Consider the following 18,672-nt stretch of genomic DNA (forward strand, 5'->3'; position numbering starts at 1 on the left):
ACCACCCCTCCGAGGAGACTCAGACAACCCCCACTTCGCCTGACTGTCACCGGGGTTTTGACCGGAACCGCCTTGACCGAACTCCGGAACGGAGCGGAACCGGACGTGCCGCAACGCCGTCGTAGATCCCGTCGGCGTGCGGTATAAGGACGTCGTAAGGGCGTTGTAGCGACGTCGTACGGGCGTTGTTACGGAAGGCGGGGGAATGCGCGGCAAGGGCATCGGGCGGCGAATAGGGCTGCTCATGGGGGCATTGCTGACCCTCCAACTCGTTTCGCTCGTCTCCCCCGCGTACGCGTGCGGGTGCGGCGCGATGGTCCACGGCACGGGGACGCGGCTGGCGGTACGTCAGGAGACGTCGGCGGTGCGCTGGGACGGTCACAGCGAGCAGATCGTGATGAGCCTCACGGTCGACGGGAACGCCCCGAAGGCGGCGTGGATCATGCCGGTGCCGCACCGGGCGACGGTCGCGCTGGGCGACCGCGCGCTCTTCTCCGACCTGGAGAAGGCCACGGCGCCGGTGCACAAGGACCGCGACCACTTCTGGCCGGAGGACGGCGACTGGCCGTTCGCCCACCATCACCGCGCGGTGGGCGACGGCGCGGGCCCCCCGAGGGCGGCCGCGCCGCCGGTCGGCGTGGTCGACCGCCAGCGCCTGGGCCCCTTCGACGTGGCCCGCCTGACGGCGACGGACCCGGAAGCGCTGCGGAGTTGGCTGGAAACGAACGGCTTCCAGCTCCCGCCCACTCTCTCCACGGAACTGCGCCCCTACGTCGCCCAGAAATGGGAGTACGTGGCGATCCGCCTGGCCCCCGCGTCCGGCGACGGCCCCCTGACGGGCACGCTCGACCCCCTGAAGCTGACGTTCGCGAGCGACCGGTTGGTCTACCCGATGCGCCTGTCCCGCCTGGCGAAGACGGCCCAGTACCTGAACCTGTACGTGGTGTCGGCGCACCGGATGGAGCCGGAGTCGCCGATCGGGGGCACGCGGCCGGAGGTGCTGTATGCGGGGCGGGTACCGCAGGAGCAGGGCGAACTGGCGAGGTTCGCGGGGGTGTCGCACACCTCCGAAGGCGCCACCCCGTACCTCACGGCCCTGAGCCAGTCCTTCTGGCAGCCCTCCGCGATCACCGGCGACCACGAACTGACGCGCGCCACCGACGACACCCCGTTCCAACGGGTGATCTGGACGGACCGCCTGATGCGGATAGCGGGCATCCCGGCATGGCTCCTGACGGTGACCACGGGCTTGGCGGCGGTGGCAACGACGGCGCTCCTCCTCATACGCCGAGCCTTGCGCCGCCGCCGCGTGGTGATCCCGCCCGCACCGGTCGTGGTGCCGCCGCCGTTGGGGTGAACTCAGGCCCGTACGCCTGGAGTTCGCGTACGGGCCGTGCGTCCTGGCGCTGCTCCGCCTAGAGCTCCAGCATGCGTTCGGTGATCTCGCGGTAGTCGCGCAGTGCGAGGCGGAGTTCCTCCGTGTCGCCCTTGTCGGGGGCGGAGCGGCGGCGTTCCTTGACCAGTTCGGCGACGCGCGCGGTGGTCTCGCCCAGTACGGCGTCGGCCTCCTCGACGGCCTGTCGGGGCTCGTCGATGAAGCCGCTCACCGCCCGGTGCAGCCGCAGCGCCCACTTGTCGCGCTCCTCCGTGGGGAGCAGCGGGGCGGGCTTGAGGTCGGCGGGCGGGGGCGGGGCGGGCTGGTCGGGTGCGGCTGTCGGCGGGGCGGGGGCTCGTACGCCCGGATCGGACGCGCCCGCCGCCGGGGCGCGTACCGCCGGGTCCGACGGGTCCACCGCCGGGTCGGAGCCGCGTACCGCCGGAGCCACCGGGGTCGCCGCGACCCCGCCGCCCGCCGTCTCGTCCTCGTGGCGTCGCATCACACCGCACTTCCCTTCGCGTGCCGTCGCGGCAGGGCCGGGCGGCGGGTGGGCTGGGCGTGGCGGGGGCCCGCCGTGAGGAGTTGCTCGAACAGGGTGCGGGCCTCGATGACCGCCTCCCGTATCTCCTCGGTGTCGCCGGTGCCCCGCGCCGCGCTGTGCACCCGGCGGTAGCCGTCGAGCCGGCCGGCGTGGTGCACGGACAGCGCCGCGAGCTGGTCCTCGTACGCCTTCGCCGCCGGGAAGCCCCGGTCCTCGGCCAGCCGGGCCACCAGCTTGTCGGCCGCCTCGGCCGCCCGGCGCGGCGAGTCGACGAACTGCTCCTGGATGCCCGCCCAGCGCACGAGGTAGTGCTCCCGGGCCTCGGGGGGCAGCGGGCGTTCGGTGAGCGAGCCGTGCCGTTTCAGCCGCTCGGCGAGCTCGCGCTCGGCGGCCTTGCGGTCTCCGTCATGCAGGACGACCGCCCGTTCGTACTCGGGGCCGAAGCGCCGCCTCAGCCCGCGCCCGCCGGTCGTCGAGCCGCGCAGCGCGAACCGGACGGCGAGGGCGAGGGCGGCGAGGGCGAGCACCGCGATCAGGACGACAATCACGATCGTGGACATGTCTGCCTTCCCGGTGAGTTGGTCCGTACCCGCCGGGTTGCCAGGAATTCGGTGGCCAAACAGCACCGGTGTCGGGTAGGCAGACGCCCATGAGTTGGATCATGAACCGCGAGCCCTACGACTCCCCCGACGCGGCCCTGCTCCGCCGCGAGTACTACGACGAGGTGGCGAGCCGCTGGTACGGCCGCCCGGCCACCGCCGAGGAGATCGAGGAGGGCCTCACGGACGACGGCGCCGACCGGCTGCGCCCGCCCCTGGGCGACTTCGTGGTCGGCCGCCACGACGGAGTCGCCGGCGCCTGCGGCGGCATCCTGCTCTGCGAGACCGCCCCGGTCATCGACGGCACCGCCCCGGCCACCGCCGAGCTGACCCGGGTGTACGTACGCCCCGGCCTGCGCGGCACCGGCGGCGGCGCCGCCCTGCTCACCGCCCTGGAGACGGCCGCCCGCCGCCTCGGCGCCCGCCGCGTCGCCCTGGACACCCGCCACGACCTGGTCGAGGCCCGCGCGCTGTACGCGCGCAACGGCTACCGCGAGATCGAGCCGTACGCCCAACGCGCCTACGCGGAAAGGTGGTTCGCGAAGGAGCTGTGAGGGCGGCAGGGACACGCGCGGGAGGGAGTGACCCGCGCCTGGGTCACCTCGCGTGGTCCCGGCGCGCGTCGGGTCCCCTCGGGCTCTCCTCGTCCGAGCCCGACATCTCCGCCGTCAGCTCCTCCACCAGCTTGGCCAGGTCGGTCGGCCGGTCCGGGCCCCACCAGTCGCCGAGCAGCTCGGACAGGGACTCCTCGCGGGCCCGGGCGAGCCGGACCGCCGTCGCGCGGCCCGCCTCCGTGGCGACCAGGGCGATCCCCTCGCGTACGGCGAGGCCGCGCTCCTCCAGCTGGCGGGCGCCCTCCGTGATCAGCCGCAGCGGTACGCGCGTGCGCTCGGCCAGGAAGGCCGGTTCCGCCGAGCCGTAGTGGTGGATGCGCAGCAGGAACCAGCTCGACGCGGGCAGCAGGTCCAGGCCCGCGCGGGCGGTGATCTTCTCGTAGATCTCGCGGCGGCCCTCCCTCGTGCCCAGCACCGAAAGCGCCCGCGCGCACTCGTCGTACGACGAACGCTCGACCGGATTGGAGGCCACGGTCTGGCTGACGTCGGGCGCCGTGACCGCGCCGCGCAGCTTGTCCTCGCGCAGGAACCAGGCGATCACGAAGGCGACCAGTGTCACCGGCACCGCATAGAGGAAGACGTCGGTGATCGACTGCGAGTAGGCGTGCAGGACCGGGGGCCGCAGCGTCGGCGGCAGCTCGGCGATCGTGCGCGGATCCGCGGCCAGTTGGGAAGGGCCGGTGCCCGCCGGGAGCTCACGGCCCGCCAGCGCGTCGGCGAGCTTGCCGTTCAGGCGGTTGGTGAAGATCGTGCCGAAGATCGCCACGCCGAAGGACGCGCCGATCGAGCGGAAGAAGGTCGCCCCGGACGTGGCCACGCCCAGGTCCGCGTACGACACCGCGTTCTGGACGACCAGGACGAGCACCTGCATCACCAGGCCGAGCCCCGCACCGAAGACGAAGAAGTACAGGCTCATCTCCCAGGTGGAGCTCGTCTCGCTGAGCTCGTGCAGCAGGAGCAGCCCGACGGTGACGACGGCCGTGCCCGCGATCGGGAAGACCTTCCAGCGGCCGGTGCGCGACACGATCTGGCCGGACGCCGTCGACGTGATCAGCAGACCGAGCACCATCGGCAGCATGTGCACGCCGGACATCGTCGGGGTGACACCCTGCACGACCTGCAAGAACGTCGGCAGGTACGTCATCGCCCCGAACATCGCGAAGCCGATGACGAAGCTGATGACCGCGATGAGGGAGAAGGTGCGGATACGGAACAGCTTCAGCGGAAGAACAGGTTCCGCCGCCTTCCGCTCCACTGCGACGAACGCGCCGAGCAGCACCGCGCCCAGCACCGCGAGCCCGACGATCTGCGCCGAGCCCCAGGCCCAGGTGGTCCCGCCGAGCGAGGCGACGAGGACCAGACAGGTGGCGACGGACGCGATCAGGAAGGTGCCGAGGTAGTCGATGGTGTGGCGGGTGCCGTGCACCGGGATGTGCAGCACCGCGGCGATCACGAGCAGCGCGACGACACCGATCGGGAGGTTGATGTAGAACACCCAGCGCCAGCTGAGGTGTTCGGTGAAGAGACCGCCGAGCAGCGGGCCGAGCACACTGGTCGCGCCGAACACCGCACCGAACAGGCCCTGGTACTTGCCGCGTTCACGCGGGGAGACCAGGTCGCCCACAATCGCCATGGACAGCACCATCAGACCGCCGCCGCCCAGCCCCTGGAGCGCCCGGAAGGCGATCAGCTGGCCCATGTCCTGCGCGACTCCGCACAGCGCCGAGCCGACGAGGAAGATGACGATGGCGGCCTGGAACAGCTTCTTCCTGCCGTACTGGTCGCCGAGTTTGCCCCACAGCGGGGTCGCGGCGGTGGAGGCGAGCATGTACGCGGTGACGACCCAGGACAGGTGCTCCATCCCGCCGAGCTCGCTGACGATCGTCGGCAGGGCCGTGGAGACGATGGTCTGGTCGAGCGCGGCCAGCAGCATGCCGAGCAGCAGTGCGCCGATGGCCACGAGTACGGTCCGCCGCTCCTGGCCGACGCCGGGGCCGGCGCCCGGGGAGAGCGCGCTGGGGGCCGTTTCCTGAGCCATGGGCCGCCCCTCTCTGTCTCGGTCTCCACCCCGTCTGCCTCTGCCTCCGCCCCGCCTCCCTCCATCTTGATCGCAATGTCCGGATATGGCCTGCCGGGCCGGGCCGGGCGCCTCGGGCCGCCGCCACGGGCCCTGCATAATCGCAGGCAGTTCAAGGGGAGGGGACCCACGATGACGGGACAGGTATGTCCTGAATGCGGTACGGAGCGCGAGCCCACCGGCAGATCCACCGGCAGACCCGCCTGCGCCTGTGCGCTACGCGCGGAACGCTCGGCCGAGGTAGCCGCGTCGGAGGACTTCGACCCGCTCCGGATCAGGCCGTATGTGACGCTGGAGAACCTGGAGGGGGGCGACGGGGGTCCGACGGGAACCACCAGCGCCCCGGGCACGACGATGCCGCTGCGACCCGTCGACCCGGGGGCAACCATGCCGCTGCCGCCCATCCCCCAAGGGGCGCGGGGAACTGCGCGACAAGCCCCCACCGGCCCGCAGACACACCCCGGGCAGAAGGGGGCGCGACCAGCCACGGCCGACCCGCACCCGACCGAACGCACCCGGCGCCGCCCCCTCCTCCTCGCCCTCGCGGCCGCCGCAGCGATCGCGGCGCTGGGCACGACCGCGTTCGCGAGCGGCCTCTTCAGTGGCGGATCCGACGACAAGGCGACGGGCGCGGCCACGACCGTGAGCACCGCCCCGTACGGCGACGACACCACCTCCAGCGCCCCCTCCCCCACCGCACCGGCACCCACCCGCAGCACCCCCCGCACCAGCCCGTCCCCGCACAAGAGCTCGCCCTCCCCGAGCCGTACGCCCAAGCCCTCCACCAGCCCGTCCCGCCGCCCCGCCGCCCCCTCGCCGTCCTCTTCGCAGGTCACCGGCAGCGTCGACACCGCGACCGCCCCGGTCGCGCCGCCCGCCACGGCCCCCGTGCTGCGCCGGGGCGACGACGGCCCCGAGGTGGCCGAACTCCAGGACCGGCTGGCCCAGTTGACGATCTACAACGGGAAGGCCGACGGTCACTTCGGCTCCAAGACGGAGAGCGCGGTGCGTACGTACCAGTCGTACATGGGCCTCGAAGACGACCCGCCGGGCGTCTACGGCGCGGAGACGCGCAGCGCCCTGGAGGCACAGACATCGTGAGGGGCGATCAAGACACCTGAACCGGGCCGGTTGGACCGATCGGCACTTTGTTTTGTATCGTGATGGAACAAAGTGGTTCCGCCCGTACTCCCTGACCGGCGGGCGGAGCCACTTGTCTCTGCTCCCGCACCCAGGAGTCCGCCGATGACGGCCACGCCCACCACCCTGACCGCCCGCGCCCTCCTCCTCAACAGTTCCTCTTAAACACGCTCATCCGTCTGCGTTCGTGTCGTCGGCCCAGGGGTCGGGCTCCCATACCGGGTGCCATTCGATGCGCGATGCGGCCCGCACCTTGCCTTCCTGCTCGACTCGGTAAACCGCAACGCGCCGCAGGAGCTGGCGCAAGATCCCGCTACGCTCTCCGACTTCCAGGGTTTCCCATTCGTCGAGCAGGCCGACGATCAGTGGTTCGTAGTCGGTGATGTCTGGCGTTGCTTCGATGTCCGCCACCTTGGCGAGTGCGGCCTCAGCAGTCGCACGCTGGCGCTTGATGCGGTCTCTGGCAGCCTCGTAGGCCCCGTCCTGGTAGTCGTCTGGGTTGACGGCGCGGTCGGCTTGCAGTCGGGCTAGACCGGCTTGCAACTTGTCCAGCTCGGCGGTGAGGCGGGCTCGCTCCCGGGTTGCATGCGCTCGTTCCTTCGCGACGTCTCGGCGTTGCTGCGGCGTGGCTGGTGCCGCGTCGACACCCTCGGCGACCTCCCGGGCGAGCCACTTAAGGGTTTCCTGCTCGACGCGCTCGCGGGTGATCTGCCCGCCCTTGCAGCCGGTTCCGCCGGTGCGGTTGTTGAAGCTGCACCGGTAGCCGTAGCCGTTGATCGTCCCGTGTTTGCGGCTCTTGCTCTGTGTGGCGGCCATGCCCTGTCGGCAGTCCCCGTGTCGCATGAGGCCCGAGTGCGCGTAGGTGGCCGTCCGGGCGCGTGGTGCGAGGCTTTTGATCTGCTCACGGTGCTTCTTGTAGCGCTCCCACAGGTCGTCGCCGTCAGCGAAGATTGACGGCTGAGCGCCTGGTTTGAGTTGGTAGTTGGGGCACTTCCAGAGGGCCCCGCACTTGCAGGTGCGTTCGTGCACTCGGAGCAGGCCGGCAGGGAATCCGCTGTCCATGTACTTGCGTAGGGAGCTGTCGTCCCACAGATACCCGCGGACTGTGCGGTATCCGCCGAGGTTGAGCCATGCGGCGACGGTGGCGAATGCGTCACCGTCGACCTTCCGTTCGTACGCCTCGTAGAGGGCTTCGGCTGCTCCGTCGTCGCCGCTGAGCTCGTATCGCTCTTTTTGCAGGGTTTCGGTGATCGGGTCGTAGCGACGGTGCCATATGTAACCAAATCGGCGGCGGCCTGTCGCAGGCAGTTGGAGGGTGTCGCGTCTGTGGTCGTGCGTTTCTTTCCACTGTTCGGCTGCGCGGTTGCTCTCGAAGTTGCCGAAGGCGAAGATCATTTCACGCTGGAACTCGCCGATGGCTGTGCTTGCGTCCACGGGTTCGGTAGCGGATTCCAGCTGTCCACCAACCTGTTCGAGCCTCGCTAGGTTGACGGCATTGCCGGTGCGGTTGCGCCCGAAGCGGCTGTATCGCCATACGGCGATACCGCGGGCCTCGCCGCGCTCGACGCGTTCGATAGCACCCATGATCTTGCGCTTGAAGTTTCTGCCGGTGGCGTCGAGGTCGATGACCAGAGGCTCGATGAGTCGGCGCCCTGTACGTACCGCCCAGGCTCTGAGCGCCGACTCTTGGAGTTCCGGGCTGATCTTCTCTTCTTTCCACGTTGAGACGCGGATGTACCCGAGCCAGGGCTCGCCGTAATCCGGGCCGTCGACCGTGGGTGGTAAGTGCAGTTGGGTCACAGTGCCTTCCGTTCGGTGTCGCTGGTGGTCGGGTGCAGTGTGATCACGTTGCCCGCGGCCTGCTCGCGCTCGGCGGGGTGCCCTCCCCGGGGCGGTGAGGCGTGCTGGTCGAGCAGGCCGCGGGCGACGTGATCGAGGGCGCGGCGGTATCCGGCGTTGTCGGCGGCGGCGAGTTGGTGGGCGCTGAGGCGGTGCGCATTACGCAGGGCGCGTAGCGTGATCAGGAAAAAGGCGGTGATAGTGAGGAAGATTCCGCCGATTGTCTGGTCGTCGCTGTTGTCGAGCAGGCCGAGGGCGCCCGTGGTGATGCCGAGCCCGAGCAGGACGACGGCGGGTACGGGCGTGAAGCGGCTGATCACTGTGCCTCCGTACGGTTATTGCTCTGCGGCGCGGCCCTCGTTGTGGGTGGGGGAAGGGGTGCGTTGCAGGGTTTCTGTCATGTTGATGAAGAGGCGCCGCGACTGTTCGTCGGCGATGCCTAGTTCGTCGGCGGCCTGCTCGGGGGTGATGCGGCGGGAGCCGGGCGTGGGGTGTTGTACGGCGCGGAGTTCGGATTCGTCGAGGATTCCGGAGCGCACGAGTACTTCACCGAGGGGCAGGCGCAGGGCCTCGGAGAGGAGGGCGAGGACGCGGGTGTCGTTGGCGCCTTGGCCGGAGAGGATGCGGCTGATGGTTGCGCGGCCGATGCCGGAGTCGTCGGCGAATCGGGTTTGACCTCCGCCCCTAGGGCGTAGGTCGTAGCCGCGGCGTGTCAGCTGGTCGCGCAGCCATACGGCGAACTCGTGGGGGGTCGCCTGAGTCGTTCGTTCCATGGATGGAACATACCGCGCGTGGATGGTCCGTGGTGCGCACGCACAGGAAGTCGAGCGGAATGCACTGAATATCCCCCGTGTCTTGCCAGCGTAATGTAAATCGAACGTGCGACCGATGCGGCGGTCGCGCCGTCCATGTGGACCCAGTAGCCCCTCGGCCTTCGACGGGCCGAGAAAGCGCAAGCCAGGCGCAGACATGTCCGGCGCCTGGTCGCTGGGCAGTCAAGGCCGGGGGCCTGCTACCAGTTGGGGTCCTGCGCGGCGATGGGGGCGACGGTCGGCGCGGTGTCCCAGTTCGGGTCCTGCGGGGCGGGAGCAGCCCAGTTCGGGTCGCTCTGGGTCGCGACCATCCCGTCCGCGGCGGGGTCGGCCTGCGCGGGCACACCGAGACCGAGCACGAGGGCTGCGACGCCGGTGACACCGGCAGCGATAACGGCCAGCTTCCTTGTCATGATCAACTCCCTTTGACGGCAACAGGACCGCGTCAGCGCAGCCCCGCCGCCGCGAGTCTGGCGGGACCGGTTAGCGGGCGCATGACGTGCCGCCCCCTCCGTCCGCACAGGCATTCGACGATGCGGTTACAGCCAGTAGAGTGCGCGATTACGTATCGGTGATCAAGTAAGTTGCCGGGTGCATATTTCGGCAGTGCCGAAATTTTCCCTGGGGGGCAAAAGATGACTATTGAGGATGGAACTACTAAAAACGGGCTAACGGCAGAGGCGAATGAGCTCCGAGCACGGCTCTTGCAAGGGGGACTCGTAAAGGATGGCGAGAGCGGCCTCGACGAGCTGATGATCTTGTCGCTTGCCCGCCGCGATCCTATCCATGGCCAGTACATGAATGGTGACCTGCCGAGCGCTATCAGCGACATGGCCGACCGCATGGGTCGACTCGCCGCACTCCTGCGGGCTGGCGAAGAAGAAGACCGCCAGCACAGCAGGGGCGGCATCCGATGGGTCCCCACGAACAACCATGCCACCGCCGTCCTTTCGGCAGCATGCGAAACGGTCGCGTCCTACGTGTGGACATGCCACCCCACCGACCGGAACGCGGACGTGCTCGCGTCATCCGTGACACGCGACCTCGGCCTGCTTGAACGTGGCGTCCAGATGCGGACGATCTACCCGGACACCGCGCGGACGCGCCCCGCCGAAACGGCATGGGCCGCCGCGGTGAGCGAGGCCGGCGCGGAGGTGCGCACCGACGTACCGCCCTTCATGCGCATGGTGATCGTCGGCGGCGACGAACACGGCCGCGGCGCAGTCGCCGTCGTGGAGGACCCGGAACACACCGACGCGAGCGGCACACAGCCGCGGCCCGCCTACATCGTGACGTCGGCCGTCATGATCAAGGTCTTGGAGCACGCCTACAGCAGGCAGTGGGACGCAGCGGAGCCATGGATGGGCGGCATCCGTCGTCGCCCCGACGGCACGTTCACGACCCCCCGCCAACGCAAGATCCTCAACGCCCTGCGTGACCAGACGCCAGCATCGGTGATCCAGCGCGAGCTGGGGATCAGCGCGAAGACGTATCAGAACGACATCGCGAAGCTCTACGAAGGGTCCAGCACTAAAGGGCTGTTCGCGCTCGGGTATTGGTGGGGCTCGGAGGCGTCGGCCGCGGAGCGGCGCCGGAGCTGAGCCCGGCCGGGGACGGCCGGGCCCTCCCCCTCCGCTGCACGGTTCGGGCGACCGGCACACCGGAGGGCGGAGGGCGGCACCAATACCCCTTGCACGTGTGTTCGATGAACATTAACGTTCCACCCGTGGACGGAAGATCTCCGGCCACGAAAGGTCGATGCCCGTGTATGACCGTTCCCTCTTAGTTGACGCAGCCCGCAGAGCGGGCGACCGCACCCCCTCGGACACCGCGCGACGACTGACGATCGCGCGTAATACCGCGTGGCGCCTGTGGCACGGACACACCGCTCCCTCGGCCGCCATCGCCGCCGCCGTCGAGTACCACTACGGAGTATCGGCCGGTGAACTGCTCCAGCGGTCGGCCCCATGAACGACGCCGTGATCCCCCGCGAGCAGGCGTTCGCCGCCGCCCGCCGAGTCCTCGACGCCGCACGTCAGCGGCGAGACCGCGACCGCGCCGCCGGGCGCCTCGCCCCCGAGGTCGAGCAGCTCCTGCGCCGCCTCGAACACCAGCAGCGCACCGGGCAGCGCCCGGCATCGGCGTACCGCCCTGCCGCCTGAAACCACACGGCCAGCGCCCCGGATTGCGCTCGGGGCAACCCCGCCACGACCGCCAGGAAAGGACCGATCGTGCCCACCCCTGCCACTGCCTGCCGCACACCGCGCACCCCCCTCACCATCGACACCACAGTCGGGAAGGGGCGCCGATGATCCGTCCACAGCTGGACGGTAACGGGCTCGCCATCAGGTTGCCGATCGCCGAGCGCGCCACGCCGCTCGTCGACGATCTCTCCCTCGCCTACGCCGAGGACCCCGACATTGTCGGTCGTCTCCTGTGCGATCACGCCGAGAAGGTCGGACGCCTCGACCACGCCGCCGCGCGCCTCGACATGCCCGAGCACGTCCGAGCCATGCGGGCCGCCGAGGCCGACGGGACACGCGAGGCTCTGCTCGCCGAGACCGAGAGCGCCGACCGCCTCGACGACCTGCTCAGCCCCGACCAGGCGATCTCCCTCGCCAGCCGTCTTACGCATCTCGCCGCCCACATCCGCCACACCTCGAACAGGAGAACGCGCCCATGACCGTGTCACTCACCGACGCCGCGCGCCTGCTCGCCGAGCCGACGCCACTACCCGTGCCCGGACAGCTCGCCCTTGACGACGCCACACCGGCCCCCGCCGGACTCGCCGAAGCATTCGACGCCCGCACCCGCCAGACCGACGACGGCCATCGCGAGTGGATCGCCGGCACCACCACACACGGCGTCGGCCGCTTCCAATACAACGGCGCCGCCTACACCACCATGCGTGCGGCATTCATCCTGCGCACCGGACGCCAACCCGTGGGCACCGTACGCCCCGTGTGCGAGCAGCCCCGGTGCTGCGAGCCGGAGCATGTCGACGACCAGGCCACCCGCCAGCGCGACCGCGCTGCCCTCGCCGCCGTCCTCGGCATGACCCACCGCCCGCCGTCGTGCGACCACGACCGAGCCGTGCACGGCCGCCACCGCGCCGACGGCCGCCGCTACTGCAATGCCTGCAACAACGCGAAGGCACAGCCGAATTGTGAGTACGGCAACCCGCCGTGCGGCGCCAAGGCCGTGCGTCCTTACCCGTGCGGCCCGCGGTGCGAGGAGCACCAGCCGGCCCGGACCCGCCCGTACTACTCCGCCCCCTGATCGGGCCCCGGGGCGAGGACGAGCCGCGAGCCCTTCGCCCCGGGCGCCAACCTTGTAAGGAGCGCCCCGTTGTCTTGGTTCAAGGTCGACGACACCGCGCACGCGCACCCCAAGCTGTTGCGCGCGGGGAACGCCGCGCTCGGCCTGTGGATGCGGGCAGGCGCCTACGCCGCTCAGCACCTCACCGAGGGCGCCATTCCCGGTGTGGTCGCCCAGCTGTACGGCACCGCCCCACAGGTGCGGAAGCTGGTCGACGCTGGTCTGTGGCACGCCCACGGCCACCAATGCGCCCGGTGCGCCCAGCCGCCCGCTGGCGACTACGTGATGCACGACTACCTGATCTACAACCCGACCCGGGCCAAGGTCGAGGACGACCGCGCCCAAGCCGCCGGGCGCCAGAAGCGGGCCCGCGAGAAGGCCGCCGAGCAGCGGAACCAGGAACGTCATCCGCGCGATTCGTCGACGAACCGTCCGCGAATCAACGGCAATCCGTCAACGGAAAATTCGGAAAGCCACGCGAACCGCATCGAGTTTCCGGACGACATCGCAGGTCAGGGCCCTACGTCACAGCGTGACGGGGCCGACCCGTCACGGTCCCCCCGACCCGACCCGTCCCCTACTACCTCCTTCGGAGGTAGTAACCCCCCTTCCCCCCAAGGGGGCAAGCAGGCGCCCGCAGCCGAGATGTTCGACGCGTGGTGGACGCGCTACGGCCGCGGCACTGCCCAGGGTAAGGCCAGCATCCGCCGCGCCATCGAGGACGCCCTCGGCAACGGCATTGCCCCGCAGGAGCTTTGGGCCGCTCTCGACCGCCTCGGCGCCACGTCCAAGCCCGTCACGGGCGGCACGCTGCAATTCGCCCTCGCCGACCTCCGCAAGACCACGCAGACGGGCGCCGACGTGATCCCGCTAGCCGCCGGAGCACGCCGCGGCCGAGTCGCCCAGGCCGCCGACCTGTTCGCCGCCGCCCTCGCCAACACGCCCCAGGAGCACGCCCGATGAACCGCCAGGAAGTTGCCGCCCTGCTCGCCTACGCCGTGAAGCTCGCCCCGCATACCGCGCCCGCCGACCAGGCTGCCGCCGAGGAACGCCTCGACCAGTGGGCCGACCTGCTCGCCGACGTGCCGCCCACCGCCCCGCACCCCAACGGCCGCCACTGGGACGCTTCGCAAGTCGTCTTCCACCACGTCCGGACCTCGCCGTACCCGATCAAGCCCGTGGACGTAACTGGCCCGTGGCTCACCTTCCGCCGCGACGTCCTCGGCCGTCACACCGACCCCGTACCGGCCGTCGACCCGGACGACCCGGAGGCATACCGGTCTGAACTGCTCGGCGCCCGGTATGCCGTTGCCACCGGCGCCGTCGCAGCGACCACATACCGCGAACTGACGGGCGGGCCGCATCCGGACGTGGCCGACCGTCTCACCGCCCTCAGCAGCTCCATCCCGGACCACGTCGAGGAAGTCCTCGACCGGCACCGCCCGCGCAAGGCCGCCCGCCGCGCCGCCATCAAGGCCGGCCGTCCCGACGCCCTCGCCGTCACGTGCGCATGGTGCGGCGCCGAACCGGACGCCCCATGCACACAGCGCGCCATCGGCCCGAAGGCTGAGCACGGCACCCGTACCGAACGCGCCAACCCCCACCCGACCCGCCTCGACCGCGCCGCCCTCGACCAGAACCTCGACCGTCAGGAGTTCGCCGCATGAACCGCAGCAAGCACGCGGGCCGCGCCCCACACCGCCGCCGGGCGAACAGCACCGACCGCACGAAAAACACCACGGCGTACCGGATCACCGGATCGTGGAACGCCCGTCCGGACCGGCCCATCGTCAAGCCGACCGCCGACCGCAAGACAGCGCGCCGGATCTCCCGCGACATGGCCACACAGGGCGCGTACGTGATCGTCGAGGAACACGTCACCTACGGCCAGTGGCGCACGCTGTACGAGGTCGACGGGCCCGCGCTGCTCGCCGCACAGCTTGCCGCCGAACAGGGCCAGCACATTGCCGCCGAGGAAGCCGCACGAGCCGCCGCCGACGCCGAGCAGGCCCGCCGCACCGCCGAGCAGCGACGCGAGCGCGAACTCGCCGCCCTCGCCCGCCTGATGTGCCGCCCACCCGTCGCGCGCGAGGCGTGCGGACGCCGCGACGCTCGGCACATGACCGGGGCGCAGCGATGATCCCCGGTGCCGCGGTCGCCGCCATCCGGGCCGCCGTCGAGGAAGCCCAGCGCAACGACCTACGCCGCCCCGAGGCCGTGACCGAGCAGGTCGTCGAGGAACTGGCCGCCCAAGGCTGGACGATCACCAAGGAACCCGAAGGCCCGCAGCTCACAGCCGCGTAACCAGCAGGCAGGGGGCGGAATCTTCCAGGCCAAGGCCGCCCCCTACCCGCTATCGTCCATCCATGGATGGACATCAATCATCCACGGAAGCACATTCAGGTCGACTACATCCCGCAGGAGGCACCCTGATGGACCGGAAGACGCCCGCCCAGCGGTTCGCCGTCAAGGTCGACCCGCGCGGCCCCCTCCCGCTCATCCGCGGAGTCCTCGGCCCCTGCCACCTGTGGACCGGCAGTCTCAACGACAAGGGATACGGCACCTTTTGGGCCGACGGCCGCACCGTCAAAGCCCACCGCTACGCCTTTGAGCAGGCCAACGGCTCGATACCCGACGGCCTCGAAGTCGACCACCGATGCCGCCGCCGCAACTGCGTTGCCGTCCACCACCTCGACGCCGTAACCCACCGCGTCAACATCCTCCGCTCGGCAAACCACGTCGCCCGCCGCGCCGCCGTGACGCACTGCCCCGCCGGCCACGCCTACGACGACGCCAACACCTACCGAGCCCCCAACGGCACCCGGAAGTGCCGCGCGTGCAAGAACGCCCAGGCCCGTGCCGCCCGCGCCGCCAAGCGCGCCCCACAGCTCGCCGCCGTCGAGCCCATCCGCCTCCGCACCGACCACCACCTCGAAAGGGCCGCATAACCCATGAGTGGCGAGACCACCCTCACCATGACCGGCAACGTCGTGAACGACCCCGAACTCAGGTTCACCCCGTCGGGGGCCGCAGTCGCCAACTTCCGCATGGCCGCAACCCCGCGGAAGTTCAACCGCCAGACCAACGAGTTCGAGGACGGCGAACCGCTGTTCCTCGGCGTAGCCGTGTGGCGCCAGCAGGCCGAGCATGTCGCCGAGTCCGTCCAACGCGGCATGCGCGTGGTCGTCGTCGGCAGGCTCACTCAGCGCCAGTACGACGCCAACGACGGGACCAAGCGCAGCAGTTACGAAATCCAGGCCGACGAGGTCGCCCCTTCCCTGCTCCGCGCAACCGCCATCGTCACCAAGGCCGCAGGCAGCACCCAGAGCACGCCTCAGCAGCGCCAGCAGCCGCAGGCATACGGCTACGGCCAGCAGCCCGCCGCCGATCAGTGGGCCACCCAGCAAGGCGCCGAGCCGCCGTTCTGATCAGCCCCCGCGACCGGGCCGCGCGTCCGCTCGCGGGCCCGCCCGCGCGCGCGAACAGCACCTCGCCCCCTTGTCCTCGCACCATCGCACAGGAGCCCCCGCCCATGTCCCGCACACGTACCCGCACCGCCCGCAAGCAGCGCGACGCCGAGCGCGACGCCCGCCGCGAGTCCCTGTTCGTCCTGCTCGCCCGCGCACAGCGAGGCGTACCGCTCACCCCTGCCGAGGCCGGCCTGTTGCGCGCCCACGTCGAGGCCGAACTCGCCGAGGGCGACCAGGCCCGACGCTCGGCCGCCGGGCAGGCCACCGCCGTACGCCGCGAGCAGCAGCGCACCCGCGACGCCGAGGCCGCCATCGTCGAGGCCGAGGAGTACGCCCAAGAGCGCGCCGAGCAGCTGCTCACCGAGCGTGTGAAGAAGGCCGAGCAGCAGGCCGCCGAGCACGAAGCCGCGGCACTCCGGTACGCGAGCTACCTCGTAGACGCGCAGCGGGAATGCGGGGCGCCCAACTGGCCCGCGCTCCCCGACGCGATCAAGGCCCTTGCCGCCGAGCGCGACCGCGCCCTCGCGCGCCTCAGCAAGTAGCACCAGGAGCAGCCACCGTGACGACCGCCCTCGACCGTTCTCTCGCCCCGTCGCTCATTGCACGCCGCGCCGACGACGACCTCGCCGCCGTGCGTGAGCAGTGGGGCGATCTGCTCGCCGCCATCGCCCGGCCGCCGGCCGCCGAGTGGCCGCCGCGTGAGCGCCGCGGATTCCTCGACCAGCTCGCCGCCGACGGCCACATCGAGGACGACGCCCAGGCCGCCGAGCCCATCCTCGGCCGACTCCCGCTCACCATCCGCGAACACCCGGCCCCGCTCAACCTCGATGCCCTCGACGCCGCGGTCGAGGTCGAGCGCGACCTGTTCGCCCTCGCCGACCGCGTCGCCGAGCAGGTCCAGCGCCCCATACGCACCACGCGCGACGACCGCGGCCACCTCATTGCCGACCAGGCCGACGCCACCGACCCCGCACGGTGGCACTACCAGGCCCCCGACTCCCCGGGATCCCGCGCCTTTGGTCTGCATTGGGCCGTCGTGTGGATCGAGGGCCGCACCCTCGGCGAGGAGGACACCGACGGCCTGTTCGCCCCGATGCCCGCCCGCCTGCTCGACGAGGTCGCCGCCACCGCGCGCACTGCCCGCCGCACCGTCGAGCGCGCCCTCGGCCGTGACGGGCGCACGACTGATCTCGCCGACCCGTGCCCATGGTGTGGCGGACAGCTCGCCGGCCACACCCGACCCGGCGGCGAACCGGGCGTTACCTGCTCGACCGGCCCCCAGTGCACGGCCCCCGTCGAGGCCGACCACCGCGGACGCCGCACATGGCGGGGCGTCAAACTGGCCGACCTGTGGGGCGCCCTCGACGCCGCCCGTCGGCACGCCGCCGAGGCGTAGAACCCGGGCCGCACTTCCGGCCAACTTCCGCGGAGTGTTGGGCAGTTGTCCGACACTCCCTGCGTGAACTGACTTGAGAAACCACTTGTGTTGCGGCTTGTGAAGTGGCTACATTGGGTTCGCCGAGCCTCACTCGGCGAACCCGCCGGACCTCACCCGGCAACCACAACCAAGGGAGCAAACCCCATGGACACCTACGCACACGGCTACGGCTTAACCGGCCACTACGCCAAGCCCGGCACCCACGTGAGCTACTGCGGGCGCGAACTCCAGCACACCCCCAACACCGGCATAGCGGCACGCATCTGCGCCCCGTGCGCCAGGGCCGAGCAGCGCGACCACGTCGAGGCCGAGCAGGTCGCCGCCGACCGCGCCACCGACGGCCCCACCCTCGCCAAGCGTGCCAACGTTCGGTACACCACCGTCGGCACTGGCCGCCGTATCCACTACTCGAACAACGACGACACCCTCTGTGGGCGCGAGGTGAGCGAGTACGTCAGCGGCGAGGACCTGCTCGCCCTGCTCAACAAGGGCCGCGAATTGTGCACCCCGTGTACCAAGGCTGCCGAGCAGCGCGCGTACGACCGCGCCCTCGACGCCGCCGCGGCCAACGTTGCTAAGCAGATCGACAACGCCGACGCCCTGCTCGCCGACATTCGCCAAACCGCCACCGAGGCCGACAGCCTCGCGGCCGAGGTCGCCGCATGGGGCGCCGAGGTCGACGCCATAACCTCACCGACCGCCGAGGACACCAAGGCGCAGCAGGCCGCCGCCCTGATCACCGAAGCCGAGGCCACCGACGGCACATGGCGGGGCGAGTGGATCGGCGAGCAGCCGGCCGACGACACCCTGTTCACCGTCGAGCGCCCGACGGAACAGGGCGCCCTGTTCGACGCCGGGGCCACCGTCGAGGAGCGCCCCGCCCCCATCGTGGTGCGCGTCGCCTTCCGCCGCGAAGACCTCGACCGCATCCGCACCAAGGCCAACGCAGACCGGGCCGAGTACCGCGCCGAGATGGACGCCCGCCGCACGGCCGAGGCCGCCCGCTACGCGCCGCAGCAGGCCGAGCAGGCCGTCGAGCGGCACATCGTCGAGGGCGTGATCGTCGCGCACAACGGCCGGACCAAGGGCACCGCGCCCAAGCACTCGACCGATCCCGACACCCTCGCCGCCCTGACCGCCCTGGGGAATCTCCGCCGCGCCGAGGTCAGCGACCACGCCGACATCGGCGCCCGTCCGGGCGACATGGGGCACGCCCCGAACGCGTGGGGGTTCCTGATCGAGCCCCGCGGTAATGGGCGCGTCGCCCTCTATTGGGTCCAGGGCGGGCGCTACCTCGACCCCAGCGGCGAGCCGTGGATCGTCGAGCTGAGGATCGGCGCCGACAAGCTACGCGAGGCCGGTTGGCAAGTTGAGCCCACGTCCCGCCGATGCGTCTTTGCGTGGCGCCCCACCGAGTGAGCCGCCCTCGGCCCGCCCTCGCCCGAG

The 18,672-nt window shown here is 70.9% G+C and carries 23 protein-coding genes; 16 read left to right on the forward strand and 7 right to left on the reverse strand.

The features are described 5' to 3' along the window. The first annotated feature begins 205 nt into the window (after window positions 1–205). The gene (locus tag OG965_RS14440) at window positions 206–1,357 is read left to right on the forward strand and encodes a DUF2330 domain-containing protein (RefSeq protein ID WP_371652461.1); all 1,152 of its coding nucleotides are present in this window, start codon (window positions 206–208) and stop codon (window positions 1,355–1,357) included. 58 nt (window positions 1,358–1,415) lie between these two features. On the opposite strand, the gene OG965_RS14445 is transcribed toward OG965_RS14440, so the two are convergent. Together OG965_RS14445 and OG965_RS14450 are read right to left on the reverse strand one after the other, a co-directional pair. Beyond that, on the reverse strand, window positions 1,416–1,877 hold the full coding sequence (locus tag OG965_RS14445) for a hypothetical protein (RefSeq protein ID WP_371652462.1): 462 nt from the start codon (window positions 1,875–1,877) through the stop codon (window positions 1,416–1,418). Continuing rightward, window positions 1,877–2,479: a hypothetical protein gene (locus OG965_RS14450; RefSeq protein WP_371652463.1), complete on the reverse strand. Its 603-nt coding sequence runs from the start codon at window positions 2,477–2,479 to the stop codon at window positions 1,877–1,879. The genes OG965_RS14445 and OG965_RS14450 overlap by 1 nt, the downstream gene beginning before the upstream one ends. 89 nt (window positions 2,480–2,568) lie before the next feature. On the opposite strand from OG965_RS14450, the gene OG965_RS14455 reads away from it, so the two are divergent. Then, window positions 2,569–3,072 (forward strand): GNAT family N-acetyltransferase, encoded by a 504-nt coding sequence (locus tag OG965_RS14455; protein WP_371652464.1) that lies wholly within the window; start codon window positions 2,569–2,571, stop codon window positions 3,070–3,072. 43 nt (window positions 3,073–3,115) lie between these two features. On the opposite strand, the gene OG965_RS14460 is transcribed toward OG965_RS14455, so the two are convergent. After that, a complete protein-coding gene (locus OG965_RS14460; RefSeq protein ID WP_371652465.1) occupies window positions 3,116–5,170 on the reverse strand; it encodes a DHA2 family efflux MFS transporter permease subunit in 2,055 nt (684 codons plus the stop codon). 171 nt (window positions 5,171–5,341) lie between these two features. Here OG965_RS14460 and OG965_RS14465 point away from each other — a divergent pair, with 171 nt between their 5' ends. Then, window positions 5,342–6,310: a peptidoglycan-binding protein gene (locus tag OG965_RS14465; protein WP_371652466.1), complete on the forward strand. Its 969-nt coding sequence runs from the start codon at window positions 5,342–5,344 to the stop codon at window positions 6,308–6,310. A 210-nt stretch (window positions 6,311–6,520) separates the two neighbouring features. Here OG965_RS14465 and OG965_RS14470 read toward each other — a convergent pair whose 3' ends face one another. The 4 genes from OG965_RS14470 to OG965_RS14485 form a co-directional block, all read right to left on the reverse strand. Continuing rightward, window positions 6,521–8,149, reverse strand: a complete 1,629-nt coding sequence (locus OG965_RS14470; protein WP_371652467.1) for a recombinase family protein — start codon at window positions 8,147–8,149, stop codon at window positions 6,521–6,523. Further along, window positions 8,146–8,508 (reverse strand): hypothetical protein, encoded by a 363-nt coding sequence (locus OG965_RS14475; RefSeq protein ID WP_371652468.1) that lies wholly within the window; start codon window positions 8,506–8,508, stop codon window positions 8,146–8,148. Before OG965_RS14475 ends, OG965_RS14470 begins: the two co-directional genes overlap by 4 nt. 15 nt (window positions 8,509–8,523) lie before the next feature. Continuing rightward, the gene (locus tag OG965_RS14480) at window positions 8,524–8,961 is read right to left on the reverse strand and encodes a helix-turn-helix domain-containing protein (RefSeq protein ID WP_371652469.1); all 438 of its coding nucleotides are present in this window, start codon (window positions 8,959–8,961) and stop codon (window positions 8,524–8,526) included. Window positions 8,962–9,200: 239 nt separating this feature from the next. Then, entirely contained in the window at window positions 9,201–9,413 is a 213-nt protein-coding gene (locus OG965_RS14485) for a hypothetical protein (RefSeq protein ID WP_371652470.1), read from the reverse strand. A 222-nt stretch (window positions 9,414–9,635) separates the two neighbouring features. Here OG965_RS14485 and OG965_RS14490 point away from each other — a divergent pair, with 222 nt between their 5' ends. The 13 genes from OG965_RS14490 to OG965_RS14550 all read left to right on the forward strand — a co-directional run bounded on the left by OG965_RS14490 (window position 9,636) and on the right by OG965_RS14550 (window position 18,645). Then, window positions 9,636–10,601, forward strand: a complete 966-nt coding sequence (locus OG965_RS14490; protein WP_371652471.1) for a hypothetical protein — start codon at window positions 9,636–9,638, stop codon at window positions 10,599–10,601. 366 nt (window positions 10,602–10,967) lie between these two features. After that, window positions 10,968–11,162 carry a hypothetical protein gene (locus tag OG965_RS14495; RefSeq protein WP_371652472.1) on the forward strand — a complete coding sequence of 65 codons (195 nt, stop codon included), beginning with the start codon at window positions 10,968–10,970 and terminating at the stop codon, window positions 11,160–11,162. Window positions 11,163–11,308: 146 nt separating this feature from the next. Further along, window positions 11,309–11,683, forward strand: a complete 375-nt coding sequence (locus OG965_RS14500) for a hypothetical protein (RefSeq protein WP_371652473.1) — start codon at window positions 11,309–11,311, stop codon at window positions 11,681–11,683. After that, entirely contained in the window at window positions 11,680–12,279 is a 600-nt protein-coding gene (locus OG965_RS14505; RefSeq protein WP_371652474.1) for a hypothetical protein, read from the forward strand. The genes OG965_RS14500 and OG965_RS14505 overlap by 4 nt, the downstream gene beginning before the upstream one ends. Window positions 12,280–12,348: 69 nt before the next feature. Then, the gene (locus tag OG965_RS14510) at window positions 12,349–13,281 is read left to right on the forward strand and encodes a mucin-2 (protein WP_371652475.1); all 933 of its coding nucleotides are present in this window, start codon (window positions 12,349–12,351) and stop codon (window positions 13,279–13,281) included. After that, window positions 13,278–13,985, forward strand: coding sequence for a cell surface glycoprotein (locus OG965_RS14515; protein WP_371652476.1), 708 nt, complete (start codon window positions 13,278–13,280; stop codon window positions 13,983–13,985). The genes OG965_RS14510 and OG965_RS14515 overlap by 4 nt, the downstream gene beginning before the upstream one ends. Continuing rightward, window positions 13,982–14,458, forward strand: a complete 477-nt coding sequence (locus tag OG965_RS14520; RefSeq protein WP_371652477.1) for a hypothetical protein — start codon at window positions 13,982–13,984, stop codon at window positions 14,456–14,458. The genes OG965_RS14515 and OG965_RS14520 overlap by 4 nt, the downstream gene beginning before the upstream one ends. Next, window positions 14,455–14,622: a hypothetical protein gene (locus OG965_RS14525; RefSeq protein ID WP_371652478.1), complete on the forward strand. Its 168-nt coding sequence runs from the start codon at window positions 14,455–14,457 to the stop codon at window positions 14,620–14,622. The genes OG965_RS14520 and OG965_RS14525 overlap by 4 nt, the downstream gene beginning before the upstream one ends. A gap of 128 nt (window positions 14,623–14,750) precedes the next feature. Further along, the gene (locus OG965_RS14530; protein ID WP_371652479.1) at window positions 14,751–15,266 is read left to right on the forward strand and encodes an HNH endonuclease signature motif containing protein; all 516 of its coding nucleotides are present in this window, start codon (window positions 14,751–14,753) and stop codon (window positions 15,264–15,266) included. A gap of 3 nt (window positions 15,267–15,269) precedes the next feature. Further along, window positions 15,270–15,746 (forward strand): single-stranded DNA-binding protein, encoded by a 477-nt coding sequence (locus OG965_RS14535; RefSeq protein WP_371652480.1) that lies wholly within the window; start codon window positions 15,270–15,272, stop codon window positions 15,744–15,746. Window positions 15,747–15,850: 104 nt separating this feature from the next. After that, a complete protein-coding gene (locus tag OG965_RS14540) occupies window positions 15,851–16,330 on the forward strand; it encodes a hypothetical protein (protein WP_371652481.1) in 480 nt (159 codons plus the stop codon). A gap of 17 nt (window positions 16,331–16,347) precedes the next feature. Next, window positions 16,348–17,184 (forward strand): hypothetical protein, encoded by an 837-nt coding sequence (locus OG965_RS14545; RefSeq protein ID WP_371652482.1) that lies wholly within the window; start codon window positions 16,348–16,350, stop codon window positions 17,182–17,184. Window positions 17,185–17,370: 186 nt separating this feature from the next. Next, entirely contained in the window at window positions 17,371–18,645 is a 1,275-nt protein-coding gene (locus OG965_RS14550; protein ID WP_371652483.1) for a hypothetical protein, read from the forward strand. Window positions 18,646–18,672 lie beyond the last annotated feature (27 nt).

Origin of the sequence: Streptomyces sp. NBC_00224, assembly GCF_041435195.1 — a bacterium.
GTDB lineage: Bacteria > Actinomycetota > Actinomycetes > Streptomycetales > Streptomycetaceae > Streptomyces.